Source organism: Aliinostoc maniaoense, from assembly GCF_058172895.1.
Map to the genome: position 1 here is coordinate 1,127,642 of NZ_CP187952.1, position 25,290 is coordinate 1,152,931.

Here is a 25,290-nt window from a genome sequence, read left to right on the forward strand (position 1 = left end):
AGTACCTAAAGATAATTAATTGCTCCCTGTGGCTTTTGTCCTTGTAGGGCTTGCAGAATATTTTGGGCGGCTTCTAGGGCAATGTTTCGCCGTAGTTCGTCAACGGCAGATCCAATATGGGGAGTGAAGAAGGTTTGTTTGGTATTTTCTAATAATGGCTGGGGTATATTGTAAGGGCGATTCGTACGATACCAGTCTTCCATTTCAAATACATCAGCAGCATAACCTGCTAAATGTCCTGATTCTAAAGCCTGAGACACTGCTTGCTCATCCACGACTGAACCACGACAGGGGTTAATTAAAAAGCTGCCTGGTTTCATTTTGGCTAGGGTGTTGGCGTTGATTAAATGCAAGGTTGCTGGTTGCAGAGGTACTACCAATACAACAAAATCACTTGACTCAATTAAAGTCTCAAAAGATACTCGTGATATATTCCAAGCTGCTTCTTGTTCTGGAGTTAACGCTACGGGATCACTATAGAGTAACCGCATCTCAAAACCTGCTAGACGTTGCGCGATCGCTTTGCCTAATGCACCCATACCGACAATGCCCAAGGTGCGATTTGCTAGCCCTAAACTGTAAAATTGAGGCCGCCACCCAACAAATTTACCTGTGCGAATGAAGCGATCGCCTTCTAACATCTGCCTTCCTAGCCCAATTAATAACCCAATGGTAATTTCAGCCGTAGGTGCAGACAATAAAGAAGGCACAATTGTAAACCAGATACCGCGATGGGTACAGGCTGCAACATCAAAATTATCGTAGCCTTTAAGGGCAGCCGCAATTATTTTCAATTTGGGACATTCTTGCACAAAAGCCTCATCAATGGTATCAGGCATAAATACCATGAGAGCCTCTGCATCTTTTGCCCGTTGCAGAATTTCCTCACGAGATAAAGCCTCTTTACTGGGATTAGCAATCACCTCACAACTAGGTTTGAGCAGTTCAATCACTTCGGGATGTACCCAATTAGTAATCACAACCTTTGGTTTCATTGGGTATATCCTCAAGCTAACTTTCTGCGTAAATAGCCACTGAAACTATCTACCAGCGTTACCATTACCAGAATTACCAGCAGGATTGCTGACACTTCCTTATAGTTAATGATGCGTAACGCACCAATCAATTCAAAACCTATACCGCCTGCTCCCACTGCTCCCATAATAGTAGAAGCACGAAAGTTATATTCCCAGCGATATAAGGTTACATCGAGCATTTGCGGCAAAACTTGCGGCAAAACACTGTGATAAATCACCTGAGTCTTGTTTGCACCCGCCGCCTGTGCAGCTTCTATCGGTGCAGGGTGGACGTGTTCAATGTACTCAGCAAAGAATTTACCCACCATCCCCACCGAATGTAACCCTACTGCTAATGCTCCCGGTAACGCACCAAACCCCACTGCCGCCACCAGAATAATCCCCATAATCAGTTCTGGTACAGCTCGTAAACCATTGAGAATTAGACGCGCCACTTGAAACGTTAGCCGATGGGGTGTAGTATTACTAGCCGCCAATAGTGATAATGGGAGGGAAAAAGAAACTGCGATCGCTGTAGCTGCGATACTCATAGCCAAAGTATCAAATAATGGCTTAATCCAGTTAACGGCTGAACTAAAATCAGGTGGTAGCATCTGGCCAATTAAATTCATCCCACTGGGGACACCTTTAGCCAACCTTTCCCAATCTAAAAGACCAACCAAAAAAAAGGATATCAGCACAATTACCACAACAACAGCTACCTGCATTAAGCGATGATATCTCTGCTGTCGTTGTTGTTTTAGTACAGTGTCAAACTTCTGATAAATATTTGTTGCCATAACTAGTTGCACAAAATCAAATTCATTGGTGGAGATAGGGAACAGGGTTGAGGGAACAGGGAAGAGTGAATAAAGTTGTGTAATTAATTTTGTTTAGGTACTTAACATTTTTAGTGAAAAGATGAGGAAGAAGGACAAGGAAGAAAACTAGTCCTCAATGCCCAATGCCCAATGCCCAATGCCCAATGCCCCATGCCCCATGCCCCATGCTCCATGCCCCATCCTCATTTATTCAACTTCTGAAAATCGAGATTCAAAGTTTTCCCTAAATCCCGTACTACGTCATAATCTTTATCTTCAATCGCATCAAATCCATCAGCTTTAAAAGGTTTGAGGACTGTTTGATCATTCATTTCAATAAACGCTGAACGAATTTTTGCTTTTAGTTCCGGGTTCAAATCAGAGCGCATTGTCCAAGGATATTGGGGAAATGGTTTCGACTCTGCCAAAACTTTCACTTTGTTACTATCAATTATTTTGCGCTCAATTAGAGATTCAAAAATAGGTTTACTTAATCCACCCACTTGGGCATTGTTATTCTGAACTGATAAAGCAACCGCATCATGAGAACCAGCAAAAACTTCTTGATAATTTGTTTTTGGTTGTAAACCCTTTTCGGCAAGCATAGATTTGGGGATTAAATGACTGGAAGTAGAAGCTTGATCGCCAAACGCTACTGTTTTTCCGGCTGCTTGCTCGATGGAATTAACACCACTACTAGTATTAGCGATAATCACAGATTTATATGTAGTTTCGCCATCTTTTCTTAATGCTGCAAAGGGTTCAATATTACTTTTAGTCTTAGCTAAAACATAAGAAAGTGGCCCAAAATATGCTAAATCTAAGCGGCCATTACTAGCTGCTTCAATCATCGAAGAATAGTCTGTAGTGACGACTAATTCCACATCTTTGCCTACTTTTTCTTCCAAATATTTTTCTAGACCTTGATTATTTTTAATAATCGTGGAAGGAGTTTCATCAGGTAAAAGAGCAACTTTTAAGGTTTTGGGGTCAGATACACTAGGATCAACCGCACCTGCATTCTGAGCGTTAGGAGAAGCAGAACCATTAGTAGTAGTGTTATCGGATGCTTGACAGCCAACCAATGCAAACACCGCTACAGCAACGGATGTGAGTAAGGGTTTTTTAATTGCGATCGCCATAAAAATCCTCCTGATATATTAGTGTGTAAACTTTTTAGGAATTGGGAATATAGCATTTCCTAGTCTGCTGAGGTACAAATCTCTGCGTAACTCTCTCTTGAAAAGTTTCCTACGGAGGGAAACCCTCCTCCAGAACTTTTCGCTGCGCTTTACTCCGCGCTCCTCTACGTTTCAAAATAGTACCTGTACCTCTTGCTGAATATTCTCGGTGTTGCCATAGATGCGATTCAGTTCGCTCTCCTCTATATCTGCGGCACTACCATCAAAAACTACATGACCTTGAGATATACCAACTATTCTGTCTGCATAAGCTTTGGCTAAATCTACTTGGTGCAGACTCATAATCGCTGCAATGCCATCTTCCTGACAAATTTGACGCAGAAAAGAAATTACTTTGTGAGAACTAGCAGGGTCAAGACTCGCTACTGGTTCATCTGCCAACATTAATCTTGGCTGTTGCGCCAACGCACGGGCAATTCCTACCCGTTGTTGTTGACCACCACTGAGATTATCTACTCGTGCTAAAGCTTTATTCAACAGTCCTACTCTGTCTAAACACTCCAAGGCTATATATTTGTCAGCTTTGGGTAATGGGAAAAAGCTCCTAATAGTTGAGTGATAGGCTAAACGACCAGTCAACACATTTTGCAGTGCAGTTTGTCTACCAATTAACTGGTGTTGCTGAAAAATCATCCCTGTGCGCTGGCGATGTTTATGCAATACCTTGGGGTCATTGATTTGACGAGATCCTTCTATTGTGATAGTCCCTGCTGTTGGTTGAATGAGTCCATTTAAACACCGGAGCAACGTTGATTTGCCTGAACCAGAAGCTCCCAAGATGACTGTAAACTCTCCTGGGTTGAAGTTTAAAGAAACTGCCTGGAGGGCTTGAACTCCGCCAGGATAAGTTACACTCAAGCGATCAAGCTGAATCATCATCCTAGGAAAATTCCTCTATCTTCTACAATGCACACGCATTACATTGACTTCTCTAACTATTGATTTGAAAATTTAATCAAAACATTAGTTAGATAAGTATAAGTTTTCACCTCTTATTTAAAATTTAAGTTAAGAATCGAGTTCTTTTAGGTTAAATCGATGCAACATCTTCACCTGTGCCGCAGGCTTTATGCAATTCGTCAAGTCGCTTCGCTCCAATTCAAAATTCAAAATACCCTTACGGGAAGCAAGCTACAAAATTCAAAATTGGAGAGTTTTACTCCCCCTGCTCCCTTGCTCCCTGCTCCCCTACTCCCCTGCTCCCTTGTCTCCCTTGTCTCCCTTGTCTCCCCCTGCTTCCCCTGCCCCCTGCCCTCTGCCTTTCTTCGTCAATGCAAATTAGGAATTTCTCACTTAGGATTGATGAAACATGGCTCTGAACATAGGCATAATTTTTAACACAATAATTCAAATTACTAAAATTAAAACGTAAGCTGTTGTGCATCGAAGAAAGCACATCTTCTTGTGTTGACAGTCAACAACCTGGATGAATGAGTGTGCAATTTTCAGGCGTAATAGCTAATTAACAGTAATGATCCTCTGCGATCGCAAGGAAGAAGGGCAATGATAAAATCTTGGATGGTGATTGGGGGTGTGACTTTTTTAGTAGCCTTGGCAAGTAATTTTACTACACCAAGCGATCGCCAGTGGTTCAAACGCTTACAAAGACCTAAATGGCTCACCTTTGAAGCCGCAATTCCTATAATTTGGACTATCATCTTTATCTGCGGTGCATGGTCAGCTTATATCATTTGGGAACGCCAACCAGATACAAATCCCACTTGGTTACTTATGGGTTTATACTTACTACTAGAAATTGTCACTATTGCCTACACCCCAGTGATGTTAAAGCTGCGTAGCCTTCATGTAGGTACACTTCTTGGTGGCACAGGTTTTACTATCTGTATCATTTTAGCCATTACAGTTTTAACTGTTTCTAGTTGGGCTGCACTATTATTAGTCCCCTATTTACTTTGGAGTCCAATTGGTACATACACAACCTGGCGAATGATTCAAATTAACCCTCAAGATGCTTAACCTCTAAAAATGTGTTCTTCGTTGTGTAGTATGAGAAACATGAAGTCCTTGTTTGAAACCCATCCTTTTAAGTATGGAGTTGACTACACCCTACACCTAGGGTGTTGACTTTGATGAGATTTATCTATTCTTTATTCATACAGTTTTGGTGTTATCATCGGTGAGCCAAATTCAATAAGTAATAAGTAATAAATCATGTGTATTTACTCATTACTCATTACTCATTACTCATTACTCATTTCTTAAAGAAAGAAAGGATTGTGCATGAATTTTTGACCCCTGAAAAGGTACAGAGTCAAAACCCTACCCCCTACACCCTGTTCAACGATAACTGTTAAAACACGCGCCCATAAAGTGCTGTAGGTTGATTAGTCAGCCAAGCCCACATTTGATCACCGTAACAAAAATGCCACCATTCTTTCGGGTTACGTTGAAACCCAGCTTTGAGCATGACATCGTACAATAACTGACGATGGGCGTGATAGCGATCTGCATTTGGGTAATCCCTATCAGCATAGTAATCAGGATGCGATCGCTCTGACATTTCATCTATGGGCGAACCCATATCTATAATTTGTCCAGTTTCATTTACTAGTGTAATATCCACGGCTGCACCTGTACTATGAGGAGGGGGCGTTTTTTCGTCCATACTCGGCACAGCCCAAATTTCATATACTGCTTCCCAAATCTCTTGCTGTTGCTTGGGAGTTAACTCAGCTTCAGTTAGTCCTCGTTGTTGTAATGCTGTAGCAAAGCTGTAATCTACCATAAACTGCTGTACAGCTACTGGGCGATAACCATCAAATATTTGAATACGCCAGTGAGGATGCAGCAATTGCAGATAATTCTGCGCTTGAATTAAATTCTCAACAACACTCTGGCGCAGATAATAGGGAGAATAATCACCGTAAGTAGCCCCTATTTTTTCATAAGGATGGGGACTTTCTATAGCAAAAATTTCTTGGGGAATTTCGATTAGCCTTTCACCACATTCTACAATTGGTATCTGATGATACGGTCTGATTTGATAAGTTTGCATTCACTCACAGCCACAAATTTCAGATCAGTTTATATCAAATTCAACTCCAAATATATAGCGGTTCTCCCTTGGGTGTAGCACAATTTTGACCTCTCTCCTACAAGGAGAAGCCACTGCGTTGCACGGTTTTCCTGCGTTGTAGCAAGTGGCGTAATCCCATTTCACGAAATTATTGATACAAATCATTTCTCTTGCTCCCCCTGCCTCCCTTACTTCGCCTGCTTCCCCTGCTTGCCTAAATGTATCAATCTTAAGGTGAAACGGTATTACGCCTAACACACCCTACTAACTTAATCAGATCAAAACTAAGCAGTACGTTTCTTGAGATGAGAAATAGATAAAGCCAATAAACTACCTAATCCCAAAGCAATAGTAGTGGAAGGTTCTGGTACTTTTTCAACTCGAAAATCTAAGCTAAATCTACCAGACTCTAAATAGTTATTACTCAAATCCACTAATTTAAATGTTGCCGAGTAAGTTCCTGGTGTTGCTGTTTTCTCTGTCCAAAAAGTAGGGGTAAAGGAAAAATCATCCCCGCTACCAAGGGTATAAATATCACCAATAGACGTGAGAATATTTTCACCCGTATCATTGGCAATATTTAACCCGCTACTAATTTCTAGCAACTGTAAACCAATGGTTGCACCCGTCAGTGTCGATTGCCAACGACCACGAGAACTATTAAATAAATACTCGCTCTCTACTTCTGAACTACCTGCCAAAGAAGTGACAGGTTTGATGTTGAGATTACTATATTCTTCGTGGGTGTCAGAACTAATTAAACGATGAGCATAAATCCCTGTACCTGGGATTAATTTTAGTGGCGGCATACCTGTAGAAATCTCAGGTATTCTATTGTTTGAATTGGTAGAATTAATACTTGGACTATCAATAGCACCTAAGTAACTATAAGCTCCAATACCATGAAAATGATTACTTGCAGGATTTTCTGACCAATGTGCATATAAGAAGGTCAAACGATTGTAGTTGGGGTTCTCTAATCCTGCATACGTCCCACTAGTGAGAACCTGTAACCCATCTAAGCCAATGTAATATTCAGTGTCATCACCATGAGTTCCATGAGCTTGTGCAGGTGCAATAGCCGTAGATACTACTAATGGCGCAGCAGTAAAAAATCCCACAGCAAGATAAGCTTGCTTGTGCCAAAATCTTGTGTATTTTGAAACCACTAGGGTTCTCCATGAAAGTATTATTTTTCCTAGTGATAATGATTATCATGTTCTACTTCTGCTTGTCAATGAAGAATTTGTTAAAAAGTAGAACTATAAGCGACAGTATTCAACAAGCCCAAAAACCGGGTTTCTGAACGAAAGATTAAGGTTTTAAGCTGAGGGATTTGCAAGACACCCGGTTTTTAACCGAGGTGCAAGTTAGGAGTTAATACGAAAAGCCCCAGTTTCTTGAAGAAACCAGGGTTTTGAATGGTGCATTATACCAATTCTCCAAAATTAGGCAACAGATGCAAAGCTTGAAACCCAGATGGTATATGACTTTCTAAATTGCGAATTGCGAATTGGTATTACGGCTTACGCGTAATATACCAAAGGCTTTGGGGGAGATGCGGTATCATATTAAACTTGTTCTTCATGATACTCTGGTAGATCATTAGGTGCGCCACAAGCGGCGATATTACCTGTAAAATTGACATCTGCCATCAGTTCTGGATGTGCTTGTTTGCGTTGGGCGATTTGTTCGCGGGTGAGAATCTTTGATTCGTCAAAACCTAGCTCAATTTCTGTGTGTAAGCCATTGTACTTAACTCGTTTTAAGTTGTAAAAACGTTTGTTGAGGGTGGTTTTGACAAATGCTTTCAAGCAACCTAACAGATACTTGCGTTTAAAGGGATCTTTGACAAACCAATATTCGATGGTTTTGCGGAGGTAAAAACGAGCGTAGTTTCGCAATACTCCTTTGAGTACGTCTTCCCTCTCCATTGCGTCGGGTTTCATGATTGGGGTGACGAAGTTATATTGCGAATAATCTCTAACTTCGACGCGATCGCCTAAATCCTGAAATAATTCGGAAAATGGCCAAGGCGTAAACATATTCCAGTTCACCATGTCTGCTTTCCAATCTAAGGCCATTTGATAGGTTTGCTCAATGGTTTCTGGGGTTTCGTTTTCTAAACCCATAATAAATTGAGCTTCGGCAATCATCCCATTTTGTCTTAATAGTTGAATTGCTTTTTTGTTTTGTTCGATTGTTGTTTCTTTGCGGAACAAGTTTAACTTTAATTGTGCGGCTGCTTCTGTTCCCAAAGAAACGTGAACGAGTCCAGCTTTGCGGTACAGTGGTAATTCTTGTTCATCCCGTAAAATATCTGTCACCCGTGTATTAATTCCCCAGTAAACCCCTAAATTACGTTCGATTAATTCGTTACATAGGGCGATAAATTTGGGTTTATTAATAGTGGGTTCTTCGTCAGCGAGAATAAAGAATCCTACTTTGTGTTCTTTTACCAGGATTTCAATCTGATCAACAAATTGCTTAGGAGTGCTGGAACGGTATTTGCGCCAGAATGCCCATTGAGAACAGAAACGGCAGGAAAATGGACATCCTCTGGCGTAGTTGGGAACAGCTACCCGCACATTTAAAGGGGTGTAAATGTATTTACTCCAGTCTAAAAGACTCCAGTCTGGGGTGAGGGTGTCTAAATCAGCGATGGGAGGATGGGCTGGTGTGGCGATGACTTGCCCATTTTCAATGAAGGCGATACCTAAAATATTACGGCGATCGCGCTCATCTGTACCATTAGCGATCGCTGTGAGCAAGTTTACCGTAATTTCTTCCCCCTCACCTCGGATAATATAATCTACCCAAGGGGCTTCCTGAAACACCTCATTGTACATATAGGTAGGATGCACCCCACCCATAATAGTTTTCGCTTGGGGACAAACTTCTTTGACAATTTTCAGGGTGGTTTGTGATTGGTAAATCATCGGTGTAATTGCCGTTGCCAGCACTACATCTGGCTGATGCTGGGCAATCATTTTGGCTAAAGCATCATCAGGAATATCATCAGTCATCGCGTCAATAAACTTGATGTCCTTAAAGCCAGCTGTCTTTAATGCACCACCAACATAAGGAACCCAACTTGGCGGCCAATTCCCCGCAATTTCTGCACCACCAGAATGATAGTTGGGTTGAATCATCATGATCCGCATAATCTATCTCCTAATTCTTGACAGATGGCTAGCATTTAATTGCTTGATAAAAAAGTGTCTTTTGGCGATTTCTACTATGAAGCGTTAAGGACAAATTGCAATATTTCTTACTAGTAATTTACATTTCTCTAGGAGAGAAATTAGTTAAGAAATATTCCCATGATTTCATCTTCTCAGCCTTGCAGATACAATGATTTTTTGTACCCATATTTCTGAATTTTCTATGAGAAGTTATAATTAGGACGTTGCTTTTCTCCATGACTTATCATTTTGAAATCTATCCTTATATAACTTTATAGTTATTTAGGCTTAATAATAAAGTGAGTGTTTTAAAACTTAACGATTAGGGAGTGAGTGGCGAGTTACTCATTGCCCACCTGTGACTGAGGTTGTCGAATTATATAGCGATTGCCAGTTAAGTGAGGTACACCATGAGTAATGAGTAATGAGTAATCAGTAATGAGTAATCAGTAATGAGTAATCAGTAATACCGTTTCTTGATGTAGCTTGCCTGGCGTAGCCATAGATGCAATTTATTCTGTAATGTAGAGACGTTGCATGCAACGTCTCTACGTCATTTATTTGGCTAAAAGACAAATCTTAAAAATTAAGCTAGCATGGGTTTTGAATTAACTGTCAGTTTTAGAATTTATGCCTCAAAAACATCTCAGCAGTTCCCGAAAACCCAGTAAATTCAGACCAAAAATCAGCTATATTTTTGTAACAATGGTTACTTTAATAGTAGCTTTTCCTTGGTTGTACGAAATTAAAACCAAAGCGGGAATTAATATATCAAAAAGCCGCCATGCTGGGACGTTTTTAGAAAAACACACAAAGGGAATTTTTCGCTGTGAATGGCTGTATCCTTATAAGTGCGATCGCTCTCATATGAATTAGATTAGTATATCGGGTTTGTAGTAAGCACTTTAGTACTGAGAAAATTAGGACTAAAGTCCTTACTACAAACTTAAAGTCTTATGAACTCCTGAAAGATGGAGAGGAGATAAAAGGCTTCGTGCCATCTTCAGAATTACCACTAAATGCGTAGCGTTGTTCAGGAACAGGATAACCAGCTTCACCAAAGGTTTGTTTGATGACTTTATTGGTGTCAAAATAAACTTGCCAGTAATGTTCATTATTGCAATAGGGACGCACCGCTAATACAGTCCCGGCAAGATTGAAATCTAAAATCTCTACATCTGGTGCTGGGTTATTCAAAACATTGGGAATTTGGCTGACGCGTTGTTTTAATAGCCTAATTGCTTCGTTATGATCTACACTATGATGTAGTTGTGCTTTAAGATCCACACGACGGTAAGGATTGGCAGAAAAATTCTCAATATTATCAGAAAATACTTTATTATTGGCAATAATGGTCATCACATTATCAAGTGTATTGATAGTTGTGGTAAACAGTCCAATTTCTGCTACTGTTCCGGTGACACCTGCGGCTGATATCATGTCACCTGTCTTAAATGGACGAAAAATCATTAAAAAAGCACCAGCCGCAAAGTTGGCTAATAACCCACTCCAAGCCGCACCAATGGCGATACCAATTGCAGCTAATAATGCAGCAAAAGAAGTGGTTTCAACACCAAAAAAGCCGAGAATTGCTACAATTAGGATAATTTTTAGCGTTACTGAAACGATATTTAATACATAATTAATTAGTGTCGGCTCAATACTTTGGCTACGGAAACCGCGCCGGAGTAATTTTAAGCCAAAATCAATCAATCTTTGACCAATAATCCATATAGCGATCGCGCCTAATAATTTTAGTGCAAACTGTGTTAATAATGCAATCGCAACCGGAATAATTTGATTTAAATCCATAAATTTTTATTGACAATCAATCAACACGAATTTTTTCATTATTGGTGCTTGTAATAATGGTGTGAATAAGCATCAAACCCCACCTCTCCCTCAAGATGGATTATATTTATATTGGTTTGATGTCCTCATCTATCTGGCTACGGCTATAGATTTTCTCTCTTGGGAAAAATATTTATCAATAAAAAAGCAGGTAAATTATTAAATTTACCCACTTTTGACTGATACAGCAGATTCGATGTTTATGAGATACAGCAATTGATTGAAAAAAGTCATGAGTAATAAATTTACGCGATGTGCAACTTATTTTTGAAACCCCTCTCCATAGAGCGAAGCTCTTCTCGTAGAGTAACTCTCCCCTGCAAGGAGAAGCCACTGCGTTGGGCGGGTTTCCCGACTCCCTCAGTGGCGTTAGAGGCTTTGATTCTTGCTCCCCTTCCCTTGTAGGGAAGGGGTTGGGGGTTAGGTTTGAGAGAAAGTTGCACACGGCATAAATTTACTTATTACTCACTACTTATTACTCATGGTGTACCTCAAGTACTTCAAAAGTGCTGTATATTGTGCTGTTAATATGTTGCCAATCAGACCATAGTTTTGACTATGAGATAAATTCACTTAATGAGCCAGTAGGAACAACAGCATTCACAGGAATTTCTGAAGAATTGCTGACAGCGTAGCGTGTTTCAGGAGCAGGGAAACCAGCTTCGCCAAAGGTTTCCTTAATAGTTTTATTGGTGTCAAAATAAACTTGCCAATAGTGGTCATTATTACAGTAAGGACGCACTGCTAATACTGGACCTGCTAAATTGAAATCTAAAATTTCTACATCTGGTGCAGGATTATCGAGTACGTTGGGGATTTGACTGATTTTAGCTTTTAAAAGTGCGATCGCTTGGTTATGATCGACAGTGTGATGTAATTGGGCTACGAGGTCAACCCGACGGTAAGGATTCGCAGAAAAATTCTGGATATTATCAGAAAAGATTTTGTTATTAGCAACAATAGTTAAGACGTTATCAGGTGTATTGATGCTGGTGGTGAACAGTCCAATTTCTGTGACAGTGCCAGTTACACCGCCGGCGGTAATAAAATCACCCACACTAAAGGGACGGAAAACTATTAAAAAAGCACCGGCGGCAAAATTGGCTAACAGTCCACCCCAAGCCGCACCGATGGCGACACCAGCCGCCGCTAGTAAAGCCGCAAAAGAAGTGGTTTCAATGCCAAAAAAGCCCAAAATCGCCACAACTAGGACGATTCTCAAAGTTACACCAATAATATTGAGCAAATAACTAATTAGGGTTGGCTCAATATTTTGACTGCGGAAAGCGCGTCTTAGTAGCTTGACAGCAAAATCAATCAGTTTTTGGGCAATTAACCAAAGTGCGATCGCGCCTAACACTTTTAAGCCAAACTGTGTTAACAGTTGAATAGCAACCTGTCCAATCTGCTGAAAGTTCATAAATTATTCTTATCTTTAGGTGTTTATCAAAGAACATACTAGTAAAATCACCTAAAAATGCCGAAAAATACTTTTTTTTAATGTTTACAAACTGTCACTTTTTTCCTGTTTTCGTCGCGCTTCAATCCGATCAAATATTTCTTCAATGCTAGGATTTCCTAATATTTCATCTCTATCTCTTGTATAGTCACCACTACCCTTTTCAAATTGCTGCATAAATCGCGCCATACCAGCAGGGCCTAAAGCCTGTGTGAGAGCTTCTATTCCTAACCTTTTAATCTCAGCTTGAGTGAGCTTAGTTACATCGAGCATCTATAATACCTCCAGTACCCATCGTAATGGATTCTCTACTCTCACTTGTAACATGGCACTGTATCTTGCTGCTAAACGCAACATCCTGTCATCCGTTGTTAAGAAAATATCGGCATTTCCAGTTTCTGCACAAGCAAGATGAGCAGCATCAAAAGCTTTAAAACCAAGAACAGTAAGTTGTCTAGCACGGTATTTTACCTGTTCATTAGCTAAAATTTTGGTGTTTGCCATATCAGTCAAAATGATCATTTGCTGTTTTCTACCTCCATCTGGTGTCTGTGTCAACTCATCATCTATGACTTCACTACCTAATAATTGCCATTCACCAATTTGACAATGCGCTAAAATTATCCGCACTGCTTCAGTTTCCAAAATAATCCGTTCTTGTGTCTGATCATCGAAAGGCCGATTCAGACAACACACATCTAAATAAATTAAAAACTCCATAGGTACATCTTGCTCGGTATGATATTTAATCTGCAAGCATTTACCGAATAAGAAGTAATTATGACTCAGAACTACCGTATTACCCTACTTCCTGGCGATGGCATCGGCCCCGAAATTATGGCGGTGGCGGTAGATGTGCTGACAGTCATAGGAAAGCAATTTGATCTCCAATTTGAATTTCAAGAAGCTTTAATTGGCGGTGCAGCTATCGACGCAACAGGCGAACCTCTGCCACCTGCTACCCTCGACACTTGCCGTAATAGTGATGCTGTCTTACTCGCCGCTATCGGTGGGTATAAGTGGGACACTCTACCCTCTCACCAACGTCCAGAAGCAGGTTTATTAGGACTCCGCGCCGGCTTAGAACTATTTGCCAATTTACGTCCAGCCCAAATTTTACCCCAACTTATTGATGCTTCCACCTTAAAACGGGAAGTAGTGGAAGGTGTAGATATTATGGTTGTGCGTGAACTCACCGGGGGAATTTACTTCGGTAAACCCAAAGGAATTTTTACCAACGAGACAGGTGAGAAACGCGGTGTCAATACAATGGTGTATACGGAATCCGAAATAGACCGGATTGGTCGTGTCGCATTTGAAACAGCCCGCAAACGTGGGGGTAAACTGTGTTCAGTTGATAAAGCCAATGTATTAGAAGTATCACAATTGTGGCGCGATCGCATGACCAAATTAGCCGCAGAATATCCAGATGTGGAACTTTCACATCTCTATGTAGATAATGCAGCCATGCAGTTAGTACGCGCACCTAAGCAATTTGATACAATTGTCACAGGCAATTTATTTGGTGATATCCTTTCCGATGCTGCCGCTATGCTCACAGGTAGTATAGGGATGTTACCTTCTGCCAGTTTAGGTGCATCGGGGCCGGGAGTATTTGAACCAGTCCACGGTTCTGCACCCGATATCGCAGGGCAAGATAAAGCCAACCCCCTAGCCCAAGTTTTAAGCGCAGCCATGATGTTACGCTACGGCTTAAATCAACCCCAAGCCGCCGACAAGATAGAACAAGCCGTATTAAAAGTTTTAGAACAAGGCGATCGCACCGGGGATATCATGTCACCAGGAATGAATCTTTTAGGTTGTCGAGCAATGGGTGATTCATTAATGAAAGCTCTGGGTTAAGTAGGTTGGCGTAAATAATTATTGTTGGAATAGCGCAGGGGGCAGGGGGCAGGGGGCAGGGGGCAGGGAGCAGGGAGCAGGGAGCAGGGAGCAGGGAGCAGGGGGAGAAAGCGTTTGAGCCTTATTTGCTTTTCTTCACATAGTTTGGTTTTATTGCGCCAACTTACTTAAAAGTCAACAGTTATCAAGTAACTGATAACTGTTGACTGTTGAGTGATTAAACTCTAATTTGCGCTTTAGCTCATCTATACCAGGAGTGGAGAAGAAATTAATTCAACTCCACTCTTGGCGAATTTTGCAGGCGTTATTTATAGAGTTCTGTCGCTAAACGCCAAGCCAAAAAGCCTGGAACTAGTGCCACAACTAGAGCGATGTAAACTTGAGTATCAGAGATAGGCATGGTTGTAAACCTCCTGAGCGTCAAATTGATTTTTAAGAGTTCGTTTACTACTTTTCCTTGTTTTGCCAAAATTTTGGAACATCTTGTTGCATCTTGTAACAAAATCCCTGCTTAATTCGGTAGTCTGAGTTATTTTTCATAAAAAAAATTTATAGATTATGATACTGAATTGGGATAGGTAGTATTGTTTCCAGATTCTGGAATACGCTAAGAATATAGGCTTTTAATCCAAAATCCGTCTTGAAAAGTTTCCTACGGCGGGAAACCCGCCTACAGAACTTTCCGCAAAATCCAAAATCCAAAATTGCTATGAGTTGTTATTTAGGAATCGACTTTGGTACGTCTGGAGCGAGGGCAGTGGTAATTGATGAGGCAGCCCAAATTCAGGCACAAATGCGATATCCTTGGGCAGTAGGGGCGATCGCTGATGTCAGATCATGGGAAACAGCATTATGGACGCTGCTGGCACAAATCCCGGAAAATTGGCGGCAACAGATGAGAGCGATCGCTATTAACGGCACTTCCTCAACTGTGTTATTGTGTGATGATGCAGGCAACCCCATATCTACACCCTTACTCTACAACGATGGCCGGGCATCAATAGTCTTAGAACAATTGAGCAACATCGCACCGCCACATCATACTGTTTTAAGTGCAACCTCCAGCTTGGCTAAACTTTTCTGGATGATGCAATTACCAACTTTTAGCCAAGGGAAATATTTTTTGCATCAAGCCGACTGGCTGGGATTTCTCCTGCATGGTAAGTTGGGCATCACTGATTACCACAATGCTTTGAAGTTAGGTTATGACGTAGAACAGCTAGCATACCCAGAATGGTTGACAAATCTGCAACTACCAATTCAATTACCCCAAGTATTAGCCCCTGGAGAACCGATAGCAGAATTACGCCCTGAAGTTGCCCATCAATTTTTACTACCTGCTGATTGTTTAGTCTGTGCTGGTACAACTGATAGCATTGCAGCCTTTTTAGCCAGTGGTGCAACATCACCAGGAGAAGCCGTCACTTCCCTGGGTTCAACATTAGTACTAAAACTTTTGAGTCGTACCCGCACAGAAGATTCCCGATATGGTATCTACAGCCATCGTCTCGGTGATTTGTGGCTAACGGGTGGTGCTTCTAATACTGGTGGTGCAGTCTTAAGGCAATTCTTTACTGATGCGGAATTAGAAAATCTCAGTGCTGAAATTGATATTTCTCAACCTAGCGAGTTAGATTATTATCCTTTATTGACAACAGGGGAACGCTTTCCCATCAATGATCCTAATTTATCCCCACGACTCACACCACGCCCAAATAATCCCGTGGAATTTCTACATGGCTTGTTAGCAAGTATGGCTCGTATAGAAGCACGGGGTTATGAATTATTGCAACAATTAGGGGCAGATAGTTTAAATCGAGTTTATACAGCCGGTGGCGGCGCAAAAAACCTCACTTGGGCAGCCATTCGTCAACGCTATTTAAAAGTGCCAGTAGTTTCCTCTGTGCATACAGAAGCCGCCTATGGAACAGCACTTTTGGCTAAATCAAAAGAAGGCAGGGGAGCAGGGGAGTAGGGGAGCAGGGGGCAGGGGGCAGGGGGCAGGGGGCAGGGGGAGACAAGGTAGACAAGGGAGACAAGGGAGCAGGGGCAGAAAAACTCTTGAATTTTGAATTTTGAATTGATATGCCCAATTCCCATTTTCAATAATTCCGTATCTCTCCCAGTGACAATCAACATATGACGGCTGATACTGGGTTCATTAGATACCAGAATTTCTATAGTTCCAGGTTCGTCATCTGGGCAGCTATTTGGGGGTAGATGTATATCATCTATCCCCTTAACTAATTTATCAGGTCATTCCTTATTTTATTATTTTATCGCAAATATTTAGCAAATAAGCGGTTAATTGATAATTGCAAGGCTAATATAGGAATTTTTTGCGTAAATACCCTATCTTAAACAGTAGTAGCTTATAGAAGCAGATCAAGAAAAATACTTCTGCTTTATAAAATCTTTAAGCAGAGTAAAATTATGCTAGTTCTCAACCTAAAACAAAGATTATTACAAAGTCTGACTGTCTTAATGGTAGGGTTGTTTATTACTTCTGCCTATAGTTATTTTCGCTATAGATTTATTGCAAATCCCATATATTTAATTAATAGTCTACCGAGCAGTTTCTTTTTAGAGAAATCATTATCAGTAGATGCCACAGTTGATACTATTAACTTTAGTCATGATGGTAAAACTATCACTATCACTAGTGGAAAGAATATCCAAATCTATAATCTGAAAACCGGAGAAGAAATTGACATTCTCAAGGGTAATTCTTGGGGTGTTAATTCTGTTGTTATAAGTCCTGATGGCAAAATTCTGGCTAGTGGTGGTAGTGATGATACTATCAAACTTTGGGATTTGGCGACTAGAAAAGAAATACTTACTCTCAAAGGACATAATTTAGGTGTTAATTCTGTTGTATTTACCCCCGATAGTAAAACCCTAATTAGTGGTGGCTGGGATAATACTATTAAAATTTGGAATGTCACTACAGGGGAAGAAATTCACACGATAAAAGACGATGAAATCAAGGTTACTTCCATAGTTTTAAGTCCTGATGGTAAGACTATTGCTAGTGCTAGTTGGGAGATAGATAAAACTATCAAACTCTGGGATGTGAAAACAGGTAAAAAAGTCCACACTCTCACAGGACATTCATCTACACTACGAGCGATCGCTTTTAGTTGTGATAGCAAAACTCTCGCTAGTGCTGCTAATGATGATACTATCAAGTTGTGGAATCTCACAACAGGAGAAGAAATCCGCACTTTAGAAGGCTTTAGTGCTAAATCTCTGAGTTTTCACCCTAATGGACAAATCCTAGCCAGTGCAAATAACGCCAGTAAAAATCTCAGTCATGGTGGCAGTTGGGAAAGCGAAATTAAACTTTTAAACATCACCACCGGAGAAGAAATTCGCACTCTCAAGGGTCATATATTTGGCGTGTTTTCTCTGGCTTTTAGTCCAGATGGTAAAACTCTTGTTAGTGGTGGTGGAGATGAAACAGTGAAAATTTGGCGCATCTCAAATTAAAATCGTGTTCTGTTGCTGTAATGCTAATAAACCAGCACCATAAGCAGGTTCATGACGAGGAAAAATGATATTTACTTGGGGATATTTCTTAATTATAGATATCTTAAATCTCTCTTGTATTTCCGCTTTACCACGCCATACACTTCCTGTAGTCACGATTTCAAATACTGAGTCTGGGTTGAAAATACTGGCAATTACTGTAGATGTTGCTGTGACTAATTCTTGAATAGCATCATCAATGATATTGTTAGCAACTTCATCACCACAGGCGGCTGCTAAATCTACAATTGGTGCTAAAGCAGCTATTTCTTTAACTCCCCAGTCACCCCGATAAATGACTGCAATTAAATCTTCTATACTTGTTAAACTCAGATGTTGTGAAAAATCTTCTACAAGTCTAGTGTATTTTATCCGTCCATCATAAGCTTTTAACGATGCTTGCATTCCAGCAATAGCAATTTGATAGGCACTACCTTCATCACCTAAAATATATCCCCAGCCACCTACTCGCTTAATTTCTCCCTCAGCATTACGACCGAAAACTATAGAACCAGTACCAACTGCAACTACAATACCTTGAGGATGACCAATTCCACCCACTAAAGCAATTAAAGCATCATTACAAATAATGATGTTTGATGGTGGTAAATCCCAGATAATAGGTAAAGATTGATGATTTTGTAATTCTGTGACTATGCTTTTAACTATTTCAATATCTGCGGCACGACTAACACCAGCTAACCCCAGACATATTGATATAATTGTAATTGAGGTGGTTAACTTTAATGCTTCTTTAGCGGCTTGATAAATTGCTGCTGCAATAGATTGGCAAGCTGCTACTTTACCTATACTCTGGTAGTTGGATGCACCCGCTTCACCTCGTCCAATGATTTGATGTTGTTCATCCATTAATATACAGACAGTTTTACTACCGCCGCCGTCTATTCCTAAAACATAATTCATGACTGTTTTGATAATTTATGGTGTTTGTAGTAAGCACTTTAGTGCTGAGAGAAATCAGGACTAAACTTGGGTAGGGTGCGTCAGTGGAATAGAACCTAATTATACTCAAAAATTATTCATACTGACGCACCCTTGTATATTAAGAGAAATCAGGACTAAAGTCCTTACTACAAGCTGATTTATGGTAAATTAGTTTGTCTTTCCGCTTTTAAAGGAATGAAAAATAAAGTCATCATTCCAGGAATGGTTAATAGACAAACTAAAACAAAAAATAAGGGATATCCCAGAGAACTTTGCAAATAGCCGCTCACTATTCCAGGTAGCATCATTCCTAATGCCATGATGCCTGTAGAGATCGCAAAATGAGAAGTCTGATATTCTCCTTGAGAACTGTACATTAAGTAAACAGTAAAAGCCGTAAACCCAAAGCCATACCCAAACTGTTCTAAAGAAACTAGAGGATAGACTAATGTTAATGAAGGTTGATTATAAGCCATGTAAACATAAAACAAATCTGGTAAATTCAAGGCTAAAGCCATTGGCAGTATACATTTTTTTAAGCCATATCTAGATATAACTAAACCGCCAATTATCCCACCAAAAATTAGAGATACTACCCCAAAAGTACCATACACTAAGCCAACTTCCGATGTATTTAATCCTAGTCCACCTGCCTCTGGATTATCCAATAAAAATAAAGAGGCTATTTTCACAAGCATTGCTTCACCTAATCGGTAGAGCAATATAAAGGCTAAGATAGCGAAAATTCTTTCTTGTTGAAAATAAGAATTAATAATTTTAAGAAATGGTATCTGATTAACTTCTTGAGGCTGTCTAGGTTGATCAGATTCGGGTAATGGTAAAACTAAACGATGAAATATCAATAGTATTGCCAGTATGATAGCAGCCAAGGCAATTGCTACTGTCCAACTCAGGGGGATATTATTCAAGTATTTTTCTAATAAACCAGCGATAACTACTAAAAAACCAGAGCCGAAGATGACAGCTAGCCTGTAAAATAATGAGCGAATACCAGAAAAGAAAGCTTGTTGTTCTGGAGCTAACGCTAGAAGATAAAAGCCATCGGTAGCAATATCATATGTTGCGGAAATAAACGCTCCTAATGTTAACGCTGCTAGGGAGATAAAAAAGAAATTGGGCAATTGTAAACAAAAGGCTACTATACCCAAACAACAACATATTGCTAGTTGGCTAGAAAGCATCCATTTTCTTTTTGTTGAGTAAATATCAACAATTGGCCCCCAAAACATCTTAATTACCCAAGGTAGATACAAAAAGCTAGTCCATAGAGCAATTTGTGCGTTACTGATGCCAAGTTTTTTATAAAAGATAACAGAAACGGTGTTAATAATGACGTAAGGTACACCAGAAGTAAAATATAATGTGGGAATATATTCCCAAGGGGAAGATTTAGCAGGATTCCGCATTAATTTGCCTAAAAAAAGTTTGTAAAAGCCTCTAAATAAGTTGATGATTTTTACCTATTTAGGAATACTTCCTGAAGATTATAAACGCTAATCGCAGCATTAATTCATTCAAAAAAAATATTGATTATCCTATCTTTGGCGTGGTAGGTAATATCAATTGTGTAGCTTGCTACTATTCCCTAGGGGATAACTGTTACCTGGCGAACACAGCGATCGCATTTTTTTTAGCGACAATTGATTGTTGGTGCGTGACGCTATCACTCTCACGACTACGTTGCAATACTTTTGCAGCGTCACAGAATCTACATAAAATATGCCAGTATTATCTATGAATTTGCGTCAAATAAATGATGTAGAGACGTTGCATGCAACGTCTCTACAGTACAGAATAAAGTCCATCTATGGCTACGCCAGGCAAGCTACATCAAGAAATTGTATAAGTTGTATAAACATCTAAGCTCATTAATATAGTTATTAATACTTATTTCTTACGATAGAAGGAAAATAATATATTAATGAATAAATTACTGGTAAGTGTTTTGCAAAATTAATTAAATCATGAACATTATCGCTTGGATAATTCTTGGTATTATTGCCGGAGCGATCGCTAAAGCTATTTACCCTGGTCGTCAGGGCGGTGGTATCATATCAGCAATGATTTTAGGGGTGATTGGTGCTTTAATTGGTGGTACTTTAGTAGCTCTTTTACAAACAGGAAGACTACAACTAACAGCAGCTACCTTAAGTATTCCCGGTCTTATAGTTGCTATTATCGGTGCAATAATTGCTATTTTTATCTGGGGTTTAGTAACTGGACGTACCAGTCAGTAATTAATCAATTCAACATTCAAAATAAAACATAAAAACTCCACTGCTTAAAAAAGTGGAGTAATTTTAAAATTTTAAATCATAAACTCAAAATAATTCGTAATTACGAATTACGAATTACGTAGGCGTTAGCCTTCTCGTAGATTATTACGAATTTTAAACACCAACTTTAGCTTTTGACCAAACACCGTTTTCGTCTTCATCAAACTTTTGATGCACATCTGCCCAAGCTGCTTGTTCTGCTGTAAACTCATCGCTAGTTTCATTTAACACAGCATTATAGCGTTGAATAAATGTCTTTTGAGCTTCTGAGGAAAGATGAGAACGCACTTCAGGCGATAAGTCTTCTGGACTGTTACAAGGCCCTGAACAGGGATGAGTTAAAGTTTTGTCAATAGTATTAATTTCTTCTGCACCAGCACTTTCTAGGAGTAACTGAAATTCACCGGCGCGATCGCTTGGCACTTCTACCATCAGTAAAAACTCGCCAGCTTGTAGACGGGTTTGATACACGGCTGCCTTATCTTCAGGCATTCCCAAGGCAGTGAAAACCGATACTAAACCAGCACCAGCACTACCTGCGATCGCACCACTAGCAGCCCCCAATAATAAGGCACTAATAGGCCCGGCTGCAACGATAGGGCCAATAAAAGGAATAAACAGCACTCCCACACCTGTCAGCAAGCTGAGAAATGAACCAAACAAAGAACCAAAAATTGCCCCAGTTCTTAAACCTCCCAGAATCACATCCCTTTTAGTAATGAATCCCGCAATACGAGTTTCTGATTGGAAGTTTCTACCCATGACCGAAATATGATCTCTAGGTACACCTCTATCTAATAAACGTCGAATTGCATCATCAACTTGCTTCTGTTCTTTAAATACAACAGAAATTGTACGTTCTGCTTGATAAACTTCTGCCACTTGCATACTCCTTAAATACTGGAATTGGGAATGGGGCATTGGGAATGGGGCATTGGGCATTGGGGTAAAAATCTACCTTGTCTCCCTCTGCCCCCTGCTCCCCTGCTCCCTGCCTCCCTCTGCCCCCTGCCTTACCTACACACCCACAGGGGTTTTAGTTTGACGTGCAGGCTGTGTACCACTAGGTTGTACTGCTTCTCCTTCAATAAATGAGCGCAACATCCAAGCCATCTGTTCGTGATCTTCCATGAGTTCGGTGAGAAAATCGGCTGTTCCTTGATCATGGAACTCGTCACCACTACGATCTACATGGTCTCTTAAGTTGCGAATGATTTGCTCATGATCTTCTACGAGTCGCGCTACCATCTCAGTAGCACTAGGAACATCTCCGCCATGTTCTTTAAGGGTTGTTATTTCTAAAAATCCCCGCATTGTGCCTACAGGATAACCCCCTAAAGCACGAACTCTTTCGGCTAACTCATCAATATTTTCTGTTAGCTCTTCGTAATGTTCTTCCCAGAGTTCATGCAGACTACGGAATTGAGGGCCAACTACATCCCAATGGTACTTTTTGGTTTTGACTAATAGGAGGTAAGAATCTGCTAAATCTTGATTTAACAAATTAATTACACCTTGACGTTGTTCTTCAGTTAAACCAATGTTAATAGTACGCATTGCTTTCATTTCCTAAGTTAACTTATCTACTAAAATCGCAAAAAATGGGGTTTCAGCACATCAATCAAAGGAAAGATTATAAAATAGCAATTTACTATCTCTAAAGTAGCAGTAGATGCCTTAAATCACATAAAAAAGCATCTAAAAAACGGTATTTATGCTGATAATCAATCTTTATAGAATAGAGTTTTACCTGCCAAATATGACCTATAGCAATCCAGTTTGATTTCTGAAAAAATATAAGTATATGTAGGGTGTGACTATCACTAACACACCCTACTTGTGATTCAAAAATCAAATATGAATCTTATAGTTATTTATTACCAGTAACTTTTTCCAAGAAACTCTTAACTTCATCTTCTACAGAAGTTGCACTTTGGGAGTTTGCTGGACGTTTCATTTTGTCGATATCAGCAGCACCCTGTACTTCATTGAGTCCCTCGTTGGATTTCTTTTGTACCTCTTTGAGTGTGGGGGGTGCAGACTTAGCTACTTCATCAGTTTTGCGTTGTGTTTCTAGAAGTTGTGTAGTAGCTTCGGTTGGTTCGCTTTGGTAGCTTTCGATAGCAAAGGCGGGAATTGTGCTAGATAAAAATATGAGCGCGCAGGTAAAAGCTACAACCAGAAACTTGAGTGGATTTAAAGCCAATCTAAAAATTTTCATTACTGATCCTCAATTACATTTTGCAAAAGACATCACTTAAGTGAGTTGATCACAATTTCTTGAACGTTCAACTCATGTCTATTTTTGTTGAAAGCTTGTGTCAAAATCCTGATGATTTGCTATATTATTTAAATAGAGAAATAATAAATTAATTGTCTATCAGGATATTTTTTTAACAGCAAGATTCACGCAATAATTTCATTGTTAACCAAAAAAACATATTTAAAATCGACCCAAAGAAGGAAATTTAATGTTGTAATTTAAACAATGAAATCCTACTTGTGATACATGAGAAATAGTATGGTCAACCTAAATAATTAATAAATTAAAATCGAGGTAAAAGCAATAATTATCTATGACTTTAGGTAGAAGTTTTACTGACAGTAAAATTACTAAAAGGATTGATTAATATTACTGAGAAGGTAGTCAGTAGCATACTTGCAATACTTATAAGACTATTTGTTAACCTGACGAGATTTTTAAGAGAAAACCGCGATCGCCTCAAATTTACTGTACGCGAATGCGCTGATGATTGAGGATGGCATCTTCATAAATTCCGCAAAAACACGGTTACGTTAATTTGTGCTTTTGATCAACACTGCGATCATCAAGTTTATGAGGGGACTGTGATGATTAGCCCTGTAACTAACGTTATCCGATGCAATGTAGAAAAAGCTAAAGAAGTTGGTCTTAAATGGGAAAATGCTTCTTGTAGCGAACTGAGAGCTTATTGTTTAGAAATTCTTAAGGAAATCGGATGTAATGATACGGAACTTCCGCATAACTTACAAACGCGAGAACAACAATTAAATTTCATTACAGGTTTTGCATCTTTTGCCTTTGGGGAGGTTCAAAATGTTCAAAGCTGTAATTGAAGATATTTTTTATGATCCTGATGGCTCAGAAGAGGCAAGTTTACCTGCAACCGATGGAGATTTGTTGATTTTGACACAAAGGCTTTGTGATCAAGAAGTTCCTACCAAGGTGTTCTTTCAAGCGATCGCCATCGCGGCTTATGATGGTGCGGCGGCTTTCCGCTATGCTGATAATTATCTCAATAGGGTTAAACGTCAGCGTCAGCGTAGACGCAAAAATGTAGTTTTGTTAAGACGGTCGTTGCGTAATTTTGAGCAAAATTAATAACAATTACCAAAAAATCACAGGTGTAGGTTTTTCACACCACGGCGAGATTCAAGCTCTTTCAAAATTTCCTCTTTAAAATTGTTTTTCTGGCATTTATTGCATTTGCTAAAAACCTACACACAGATTAATTGATTGTCAACTACTGGATTTAATTAAAACTCATTTAGCGAGAAACTCTCACACATGATTCTCCAGCAGGAGGAGGATCAGCAAACACAGCTAAAGTATGATATTCCGGTGCTTCATCCCCATAGAGAACCCTAAAAGTATATAGTTTTGGTTGACCTTGAGCATCGGTAATTACGGTTAAAAGTGTATTATTAGTGTTGGGTAAACCGGGAATATTTAGTTTCGGAATCCGTCGCAGTTGGATGACATTAGCTCCTGAGTTTTTACAGTCTCCTGTGTTACCCCTGTCTGGGCCAAACTGCATACACATAGGGCCGTCAAAGTCTAATGTTACCTGTGATGGGTCGTTAAGCCAAACTTTTCTAATGGTTTCACCTGCGGGAATAAAGCTTAAGTTTGTCCCTTGTTGATACCAAACTTTAATGGTAGGTACAACCCCGCTTAAACCTTGGGCTTGACAGGAAAAAATCGAGCGCAGAACGGCGTTATTAGCCATAGCCCGACCTGCTAATAATAAAATGGCAGTTGCAAATATTAGAGAAACACCGTTGCAGAAATGACGATGTAAATAAAACTGCATAAACTGGTATTTT

At 39.8% G+C, this 25,290-nt stretch carries 28 protein-coding genes; 9 read left to right on the forward strand and 19 right to left on the reverse strand.

Going from position 1 to position 25,290, the window contains the following annotated elements:
• Positions 1–5: 5 nt before the first annotated feature.
• The 5 genes from ACPZ3T_RS05070 to ACPZ3T_RS05090 all read right to left on the reverse strand — a co-directional run bounded on the left by ACPZ3T_RS05070 (position 6) and on the right by ACPZ3T_RS05090 (position 4,423).
• The gene (locus tag ACPZ3T_RS05070) at positions 6–995 is read right to left on the reverse strand and encodes a phosphonate dehydrogenase (RefSeq protein ID WP_490274006.1); all 990 of its coding nucleotides are present in this window, start codon (positions 993–995) and stop codon (positions 6–8) included.
• A gap of 11 nt (positions 996–1,006) precedes the next feature.
• Positions 1,007–1,816, reverse strand: a complete 810-nt coding sequence (phnE, locus tag ACPZ3T_RS05075; protein ID WP_490274008.1) for a phosphonate ABC transporter, permease protein PhnE — start codon at positions 1,814–1,816, stop codon at positions 1,007–1,009.
• Between the two features lie 224 nt (positions 1,817–2,040).
• Entirely contained in the window at positions 2,041–2,979 is a 939-nt protein-coding gene (gene phnD, locus ACPZ3T_RS05080) for a phosphate/phosphite/phosphonate ABC transporter substrate-binding protein (protein WP_490274010.1), read from the reverse strand.
• Between the two features lie 171 nt (positions 2,980–3,150).
• Entirely contained in the window at positions 3,151–3,918 is a 768-nt protein-coding gene (phnC, locus tag ACPZ3T_RS05085) for a phosphonate ABC transporter ATP-binding protein (protein ID WP_490274011.1), read from the reverse strand.
• Positions 3,919–4,195: 277 nt separating this feature from the next.
• Positions 4,196–4,423 carry a hypothetical protein gene (locus ACPZ3T_RS05090; RefSeq protein ID WP_490274012.1) on the reverse strand — a complete coding sequence of 76 codons (228 nt, stop codon included), beginning with the start codon at positions 4,421–4,423 and terminating at the stop codon, positions 4,196–4,198.
• 119 nt (positions 4,424–4,542) lie between these two features.
• Here ACPZ3T_RS05090 and ACPZ3T_RS05095 point away from each other — a divergent pair, with 119 nt between their 5' ends.
• Positions 4,543–5,016, forward strand: coding sequence for a TspO/MBR family protein (locus ACPZ3T_RS05095; RefSeq protein WP_490274013.1), 474 nt, complete (start codon positions 4,543–4,545; stop codon positions 5,014–5,016).
• A 334-nt stretch (positions 5,017–5,350) separates the two neighbouring features.
• Here ACPZ3T_RS05095 and ACPZ3T_RS05100 read toward each other — a convergent pair whose 3' ends face one another.
• From ACPZ3T_RS05100 to bchE, 3 genes are all read right to left on the reverse strand, one after another.
• Entirely contained in the window at positions 5,351–6,055 is a 705-nt protein-coding gene (locus tag ACPZ3T_RS05100; protein ID WP_490274014.1) for a M15 family metallopeptidase, read from the reverse strand.
• Between the two features lie 305 nt (positions 6,056–6,360).
• Entirely contained in the window at positions 6,361–7,245 is an 885-nt protein-coding gene (locus ACPZ3T_RS05105) for an all3515 family Zur-repressed PEP-CTERM protein (protein WP_490274016.1), read from the reverse strand.
• A gap of 402 nt (positions 7,246–7,647) precedes the next feature.
• Positions 7,648–9,240, reverse strand: coding sequence for a magnesium-protoporphyrin IX monomethyl ester anaerobic oxidative cyclase (bchE, locus tag ACPZ3T_RS05110; RefSeq protein WP_490274018.1), 1,593 nt, complete (start codon positions 9,238–9,240; stop codon positions 7,648–7,650).
• A gap of 726 nt (positions 9,241–9,966) precedes the next feature.
• Between bchE and ACPZ3T_RS05115 the strand changes: the two genes are divergently transcribed.
• Positions 9,967–10,137, forward strand: a complete 171-nt coding sequence (locus ACPZ3T_RS05115) for a hypothetical protein (protein WP_490274020.1) — start codon at positions 9,967–9,969, stop codon at positions 10,135–10,137.
• A gap of 78 nt (positions 10,138–10,215) precedes the next feature.
• Here the strand turns inward: ACPZ3T_RS05115 and ACPZ3T_RS05120 are convergent, their stop codons facing one another.
• From ACPZ3T_RS05120 to ACPZ3T_RS05135, 4 genes are all read right to left on the reverse strand, one after another.
• Complete coding sequence (locus ACPZ3T_RS05120; RefSeq protein WP_490274022.1) at positions 10,216–11,073, reverse strand: mechanosensitive ion channel family protein; 858 nt, start codon at positions 11,071–11,073, stop codon at positions 10,216–10,218.
• 595 nt (positions 11,074–11,668) lie between these two features.
• Positions 11,669–12,532: a mechanosensitive ion channel family protein gene (locus tag ACPZ3T_RS05125; protein ID WP_490274024.1), complete on the reverse strand. Its 864-nt coding sequence runs from the start codon at positions 12,530–12,532 to the stop codon at positions 11,669–11,671.
• Positions 12,533–12,616: 84 nt separating this feature from the next.
• On the reverse strand, positions 12,617–12,844 hold the full coding sequence (locus ACPZ3T_RS05130) for a hypothetical protein (RefSeq protein WP_490274026.1): 228 nt from the start codon (positions 12,842–12,844) through the stop codon (positions 12,617–12,619).
• On the reverse strand, positions 12,845–13,291 hold the full coding sequence (locus ACPZ3T_RS05135) for a PIN domain-containing protein (RefSeq protein WP_490274028.1): 447 nt from the start codon (positions 13,289–13,291) through the stop codon (positions 12,845–12,847).
• Positions 13,292–13,351: 60 nt separating this feature from the next.
• Between ACPZ3T_RS05135 and leuB the strand changes: the two genes are divergently transcribed.
• A complete protein-coding gene (gene leuB / locus ACPZ3T_RS05140) occupies positions 13,352–14,434 on the forward strand; it encodes a 3-isopropylmalate dehydrogenase (protein WP_490274030.1) in 1,083 nt (360 codons plus the stop codon).
• Positions 14,435–14,738: 304 nt separating this feature from the next.
• Here the strand turns inward: leuB and psaM are convergent, their stop codons facing one another.
• On the reverse strand, positions 14,739–14,834 hold the full coding sequence (psaM, locus tag ACPZ3T_RS05145; RefSeq protein ID WP_490274032.1) for a photosystem I reaction center subunit XII: 96 nt from the start codon (positions 14,832–14,834) through the stop codon (positions 14,739–14,741).
• 309 nt (positions 14,835–15,143) lie between these two features.
• Between psaM and ACPZ3T_RS05150 the strand changes: the two genes are divergently transcribed.
• The 3 genes from ACPZ3T_RS05150 to ACPZ3T_RS05160 all read left to right on the forward strand — a co-directional run bounded on the left by ACPZ3T_RS05150 (position 15,144) and on the right by ACPZ3T_RS05160 (position 17,923).
• Entirely contained in the window at positions 15,144–16,409 is a 1,266-nt protein-coding gene (locus ACPZ3T_RS05150) for an FGGY-family carbohydrate kinase (RefSeq protein ID WP_490277122.1), read from the forward strand.
• Positions 16,357–16,506: a hypothetical protein gene (locus tag ACPZ3T_RS05155; protein WP_490274034.1), complete on the forward strand. Its 150-nt coding sequence runs from the start codon at positions 16,357–16,359 to the stop codon at positions 16,504–16,506. Before ACPZ3T_RS05150 ends, ACPZ3T_RS05155 begins: the two co-directional genes overlap by 53 nt.
• 361 nt (positions 16,507–16,867) lie before the next feature.
• The gene (locus ACPZ3T_RS05160) at positions 16,868–17,923 is read left to right on the forward strand and encodes a WD40 repeat domain-containing protein (protein WP_490274036.1); all 1,056 of its coding nucleotides are present in this window, start codon (positions 16,868–16,870) and stop codon (positions 17,921–17,923) included.
• Here ACPZ3T_RS05160 and ACPZ3T_RS05165 read toward each other — a convergent pair.
• Both ACPZ3T_RS05165 and ACPZ3T_RS05170 read right to left on the reverse strand, forming a co-directional pair.
• Positions 17,915–18,886 carry an N-acetylglucosamine kinase gene (locus tag ACPZ3T_RS05165; protein WP_490274038.1) on the reverse strand — a complete coding sequence of 324 codons (972 nt, stop codon included), beginning with the start codon at positions 18,884–18,886 and terminating at the stop codon, positions 17,915–17,917. The two genes, ACPZ3T_RS05160 and ACPZ3T_RS05165, sit on opposite strands and share 9 nt — an antisense overlap.
• 179 nt (positions 18,887–19,065) lie before the next feature.
• Positions 19,066–20,334, reverse strand: coding sequence for an MFS transporter (locus tag ACPZ3T_RS05170; RefSeq protein WP_490274040.1), 1,269 nt, complete (start codon positions 20,332–20,334; stop codon positions 19,066–19,068).
• A gap of 558 nt (positions 20,335–20,892) precedes the next feature.
• Between ACPZ3T_RS05170 and ACPZ3T_RS05175 the strand changes: the two genes are divergently transcribed.
• The gene (locus ACPZ3T_RS05175) at positions 20,893–21,165 is read left to right on the forward strand and encodes a GlsB/YeaQ/YmgE family stress response membrane protein (RefSeq protein WP_490274042.1); all 273 of its coding nucleotides are present in this window, start codon (positions 20,893–20,895) and stop codon (positions 21,163–21,165) included.
• Positions 21,166–21,318: 153 nt separating this feature from the next.
• Here ACPZ3T_RS05175 and ACPZ3T_RS05180 read toward each other — a convergent pair whose 3' ends face one another.
• From ACPZ3T_RS05180 to ACPZ3T_RS05190, 3 genes are all read right to left on the reverse strand, one after another.
• Positions 21,319–22,086 carry a ChaB family protein gene (locus tag ACPZ3T_RS05180; protein ID WP_490277123.1) on the reverse strand — a complete coding sequence of 256 codons (768 nt, stop codon included), beginning with the start codon at positions 22,084–22,086 and terminating at the stop codon, positions 21,319–21,321.
• 135 nt (positions 22,087–22,221) lie between these two features.
• Complete coding sequence (locus ACPZ3T_RS05185) at positions 22,222–22,761, reverse strand: Dps family protein (protein ID WP_490274044.1); 540 nt, start codon at positions 22,759–22,761, stop codon at positions 22,222–22,224.
• A 313-nt stretch (positions 22,762–23,074) separates the two neighbouring features.
• The gene (locus ACPZ3T_RS05190) at positions 23,075–23,425 is read right to left on the reverse strand and encodes a hypothetical protein (RefSeq protein ID WP_490274046.1); all 351 of its coding nucleotides are present in this window, start codon (positions 23,423–23,425) and stop codon (positions 23,075–23,077) included.
• Positions 23,426–24,054: 629 nt separating this feature from the next.
• Between ACPZ3T_RS05190 and ACPZ3T_RS05195 the strand changes: the two genes are divergently transcribed.
• Both ACPZ3T_RS05195 and ACPZ3T_RS05200 read left to right on the forward strand, forming a co-directional pair.
• Positions 24,055–24,300 (forward strand): hypothetical protein, encoded by a 246-nt coding sequence (locus ACPZ3T_RS05195; RefSeq protein WP_490274048.1) that lies wholly within the window; start codon positions 24,055–24,057, stop codon positions 24,298–24,300.
• Positions 24,281–24,565 carry a hypothetical protein gene (locus tag ACPZ3T_RS05200; protein WP_490274050.1) on the forward strand — a complete coding sequence of 95 codons (285 nt, stop codon included), beginning with the start codon at positions 24,281–24,283 and terminating at the stop codon, positions 24,563–24,565. Before ACPZ3T_RS05195 ends, ACPZ3T_RS05200 begins: the two co-directional genes overlap by 20 nt.
• A 166-nt stretch (positions 24,566–24,731) precedes the next feature.
• Here ACPZ3T_RS05200 and ACPZ3T_RS05205 read toward each other — a convergent pair whose 3' ends face one another.
• The gene (locus tag ACPZ3T_RS05205) at positions 24,732–25,277 is read right to left on the reverse strand and encodes a hypothetical protein (RefSeq protein ID WP_490277124.1); all 546 of its coding nucleotides are present in this window, start codon (positions 25,275–25,277) and stop codon (positions 24,732–24,734) included.
• Between the last annotated feature and the right edge of the window lie 13 nt (positions 25,278–25,290).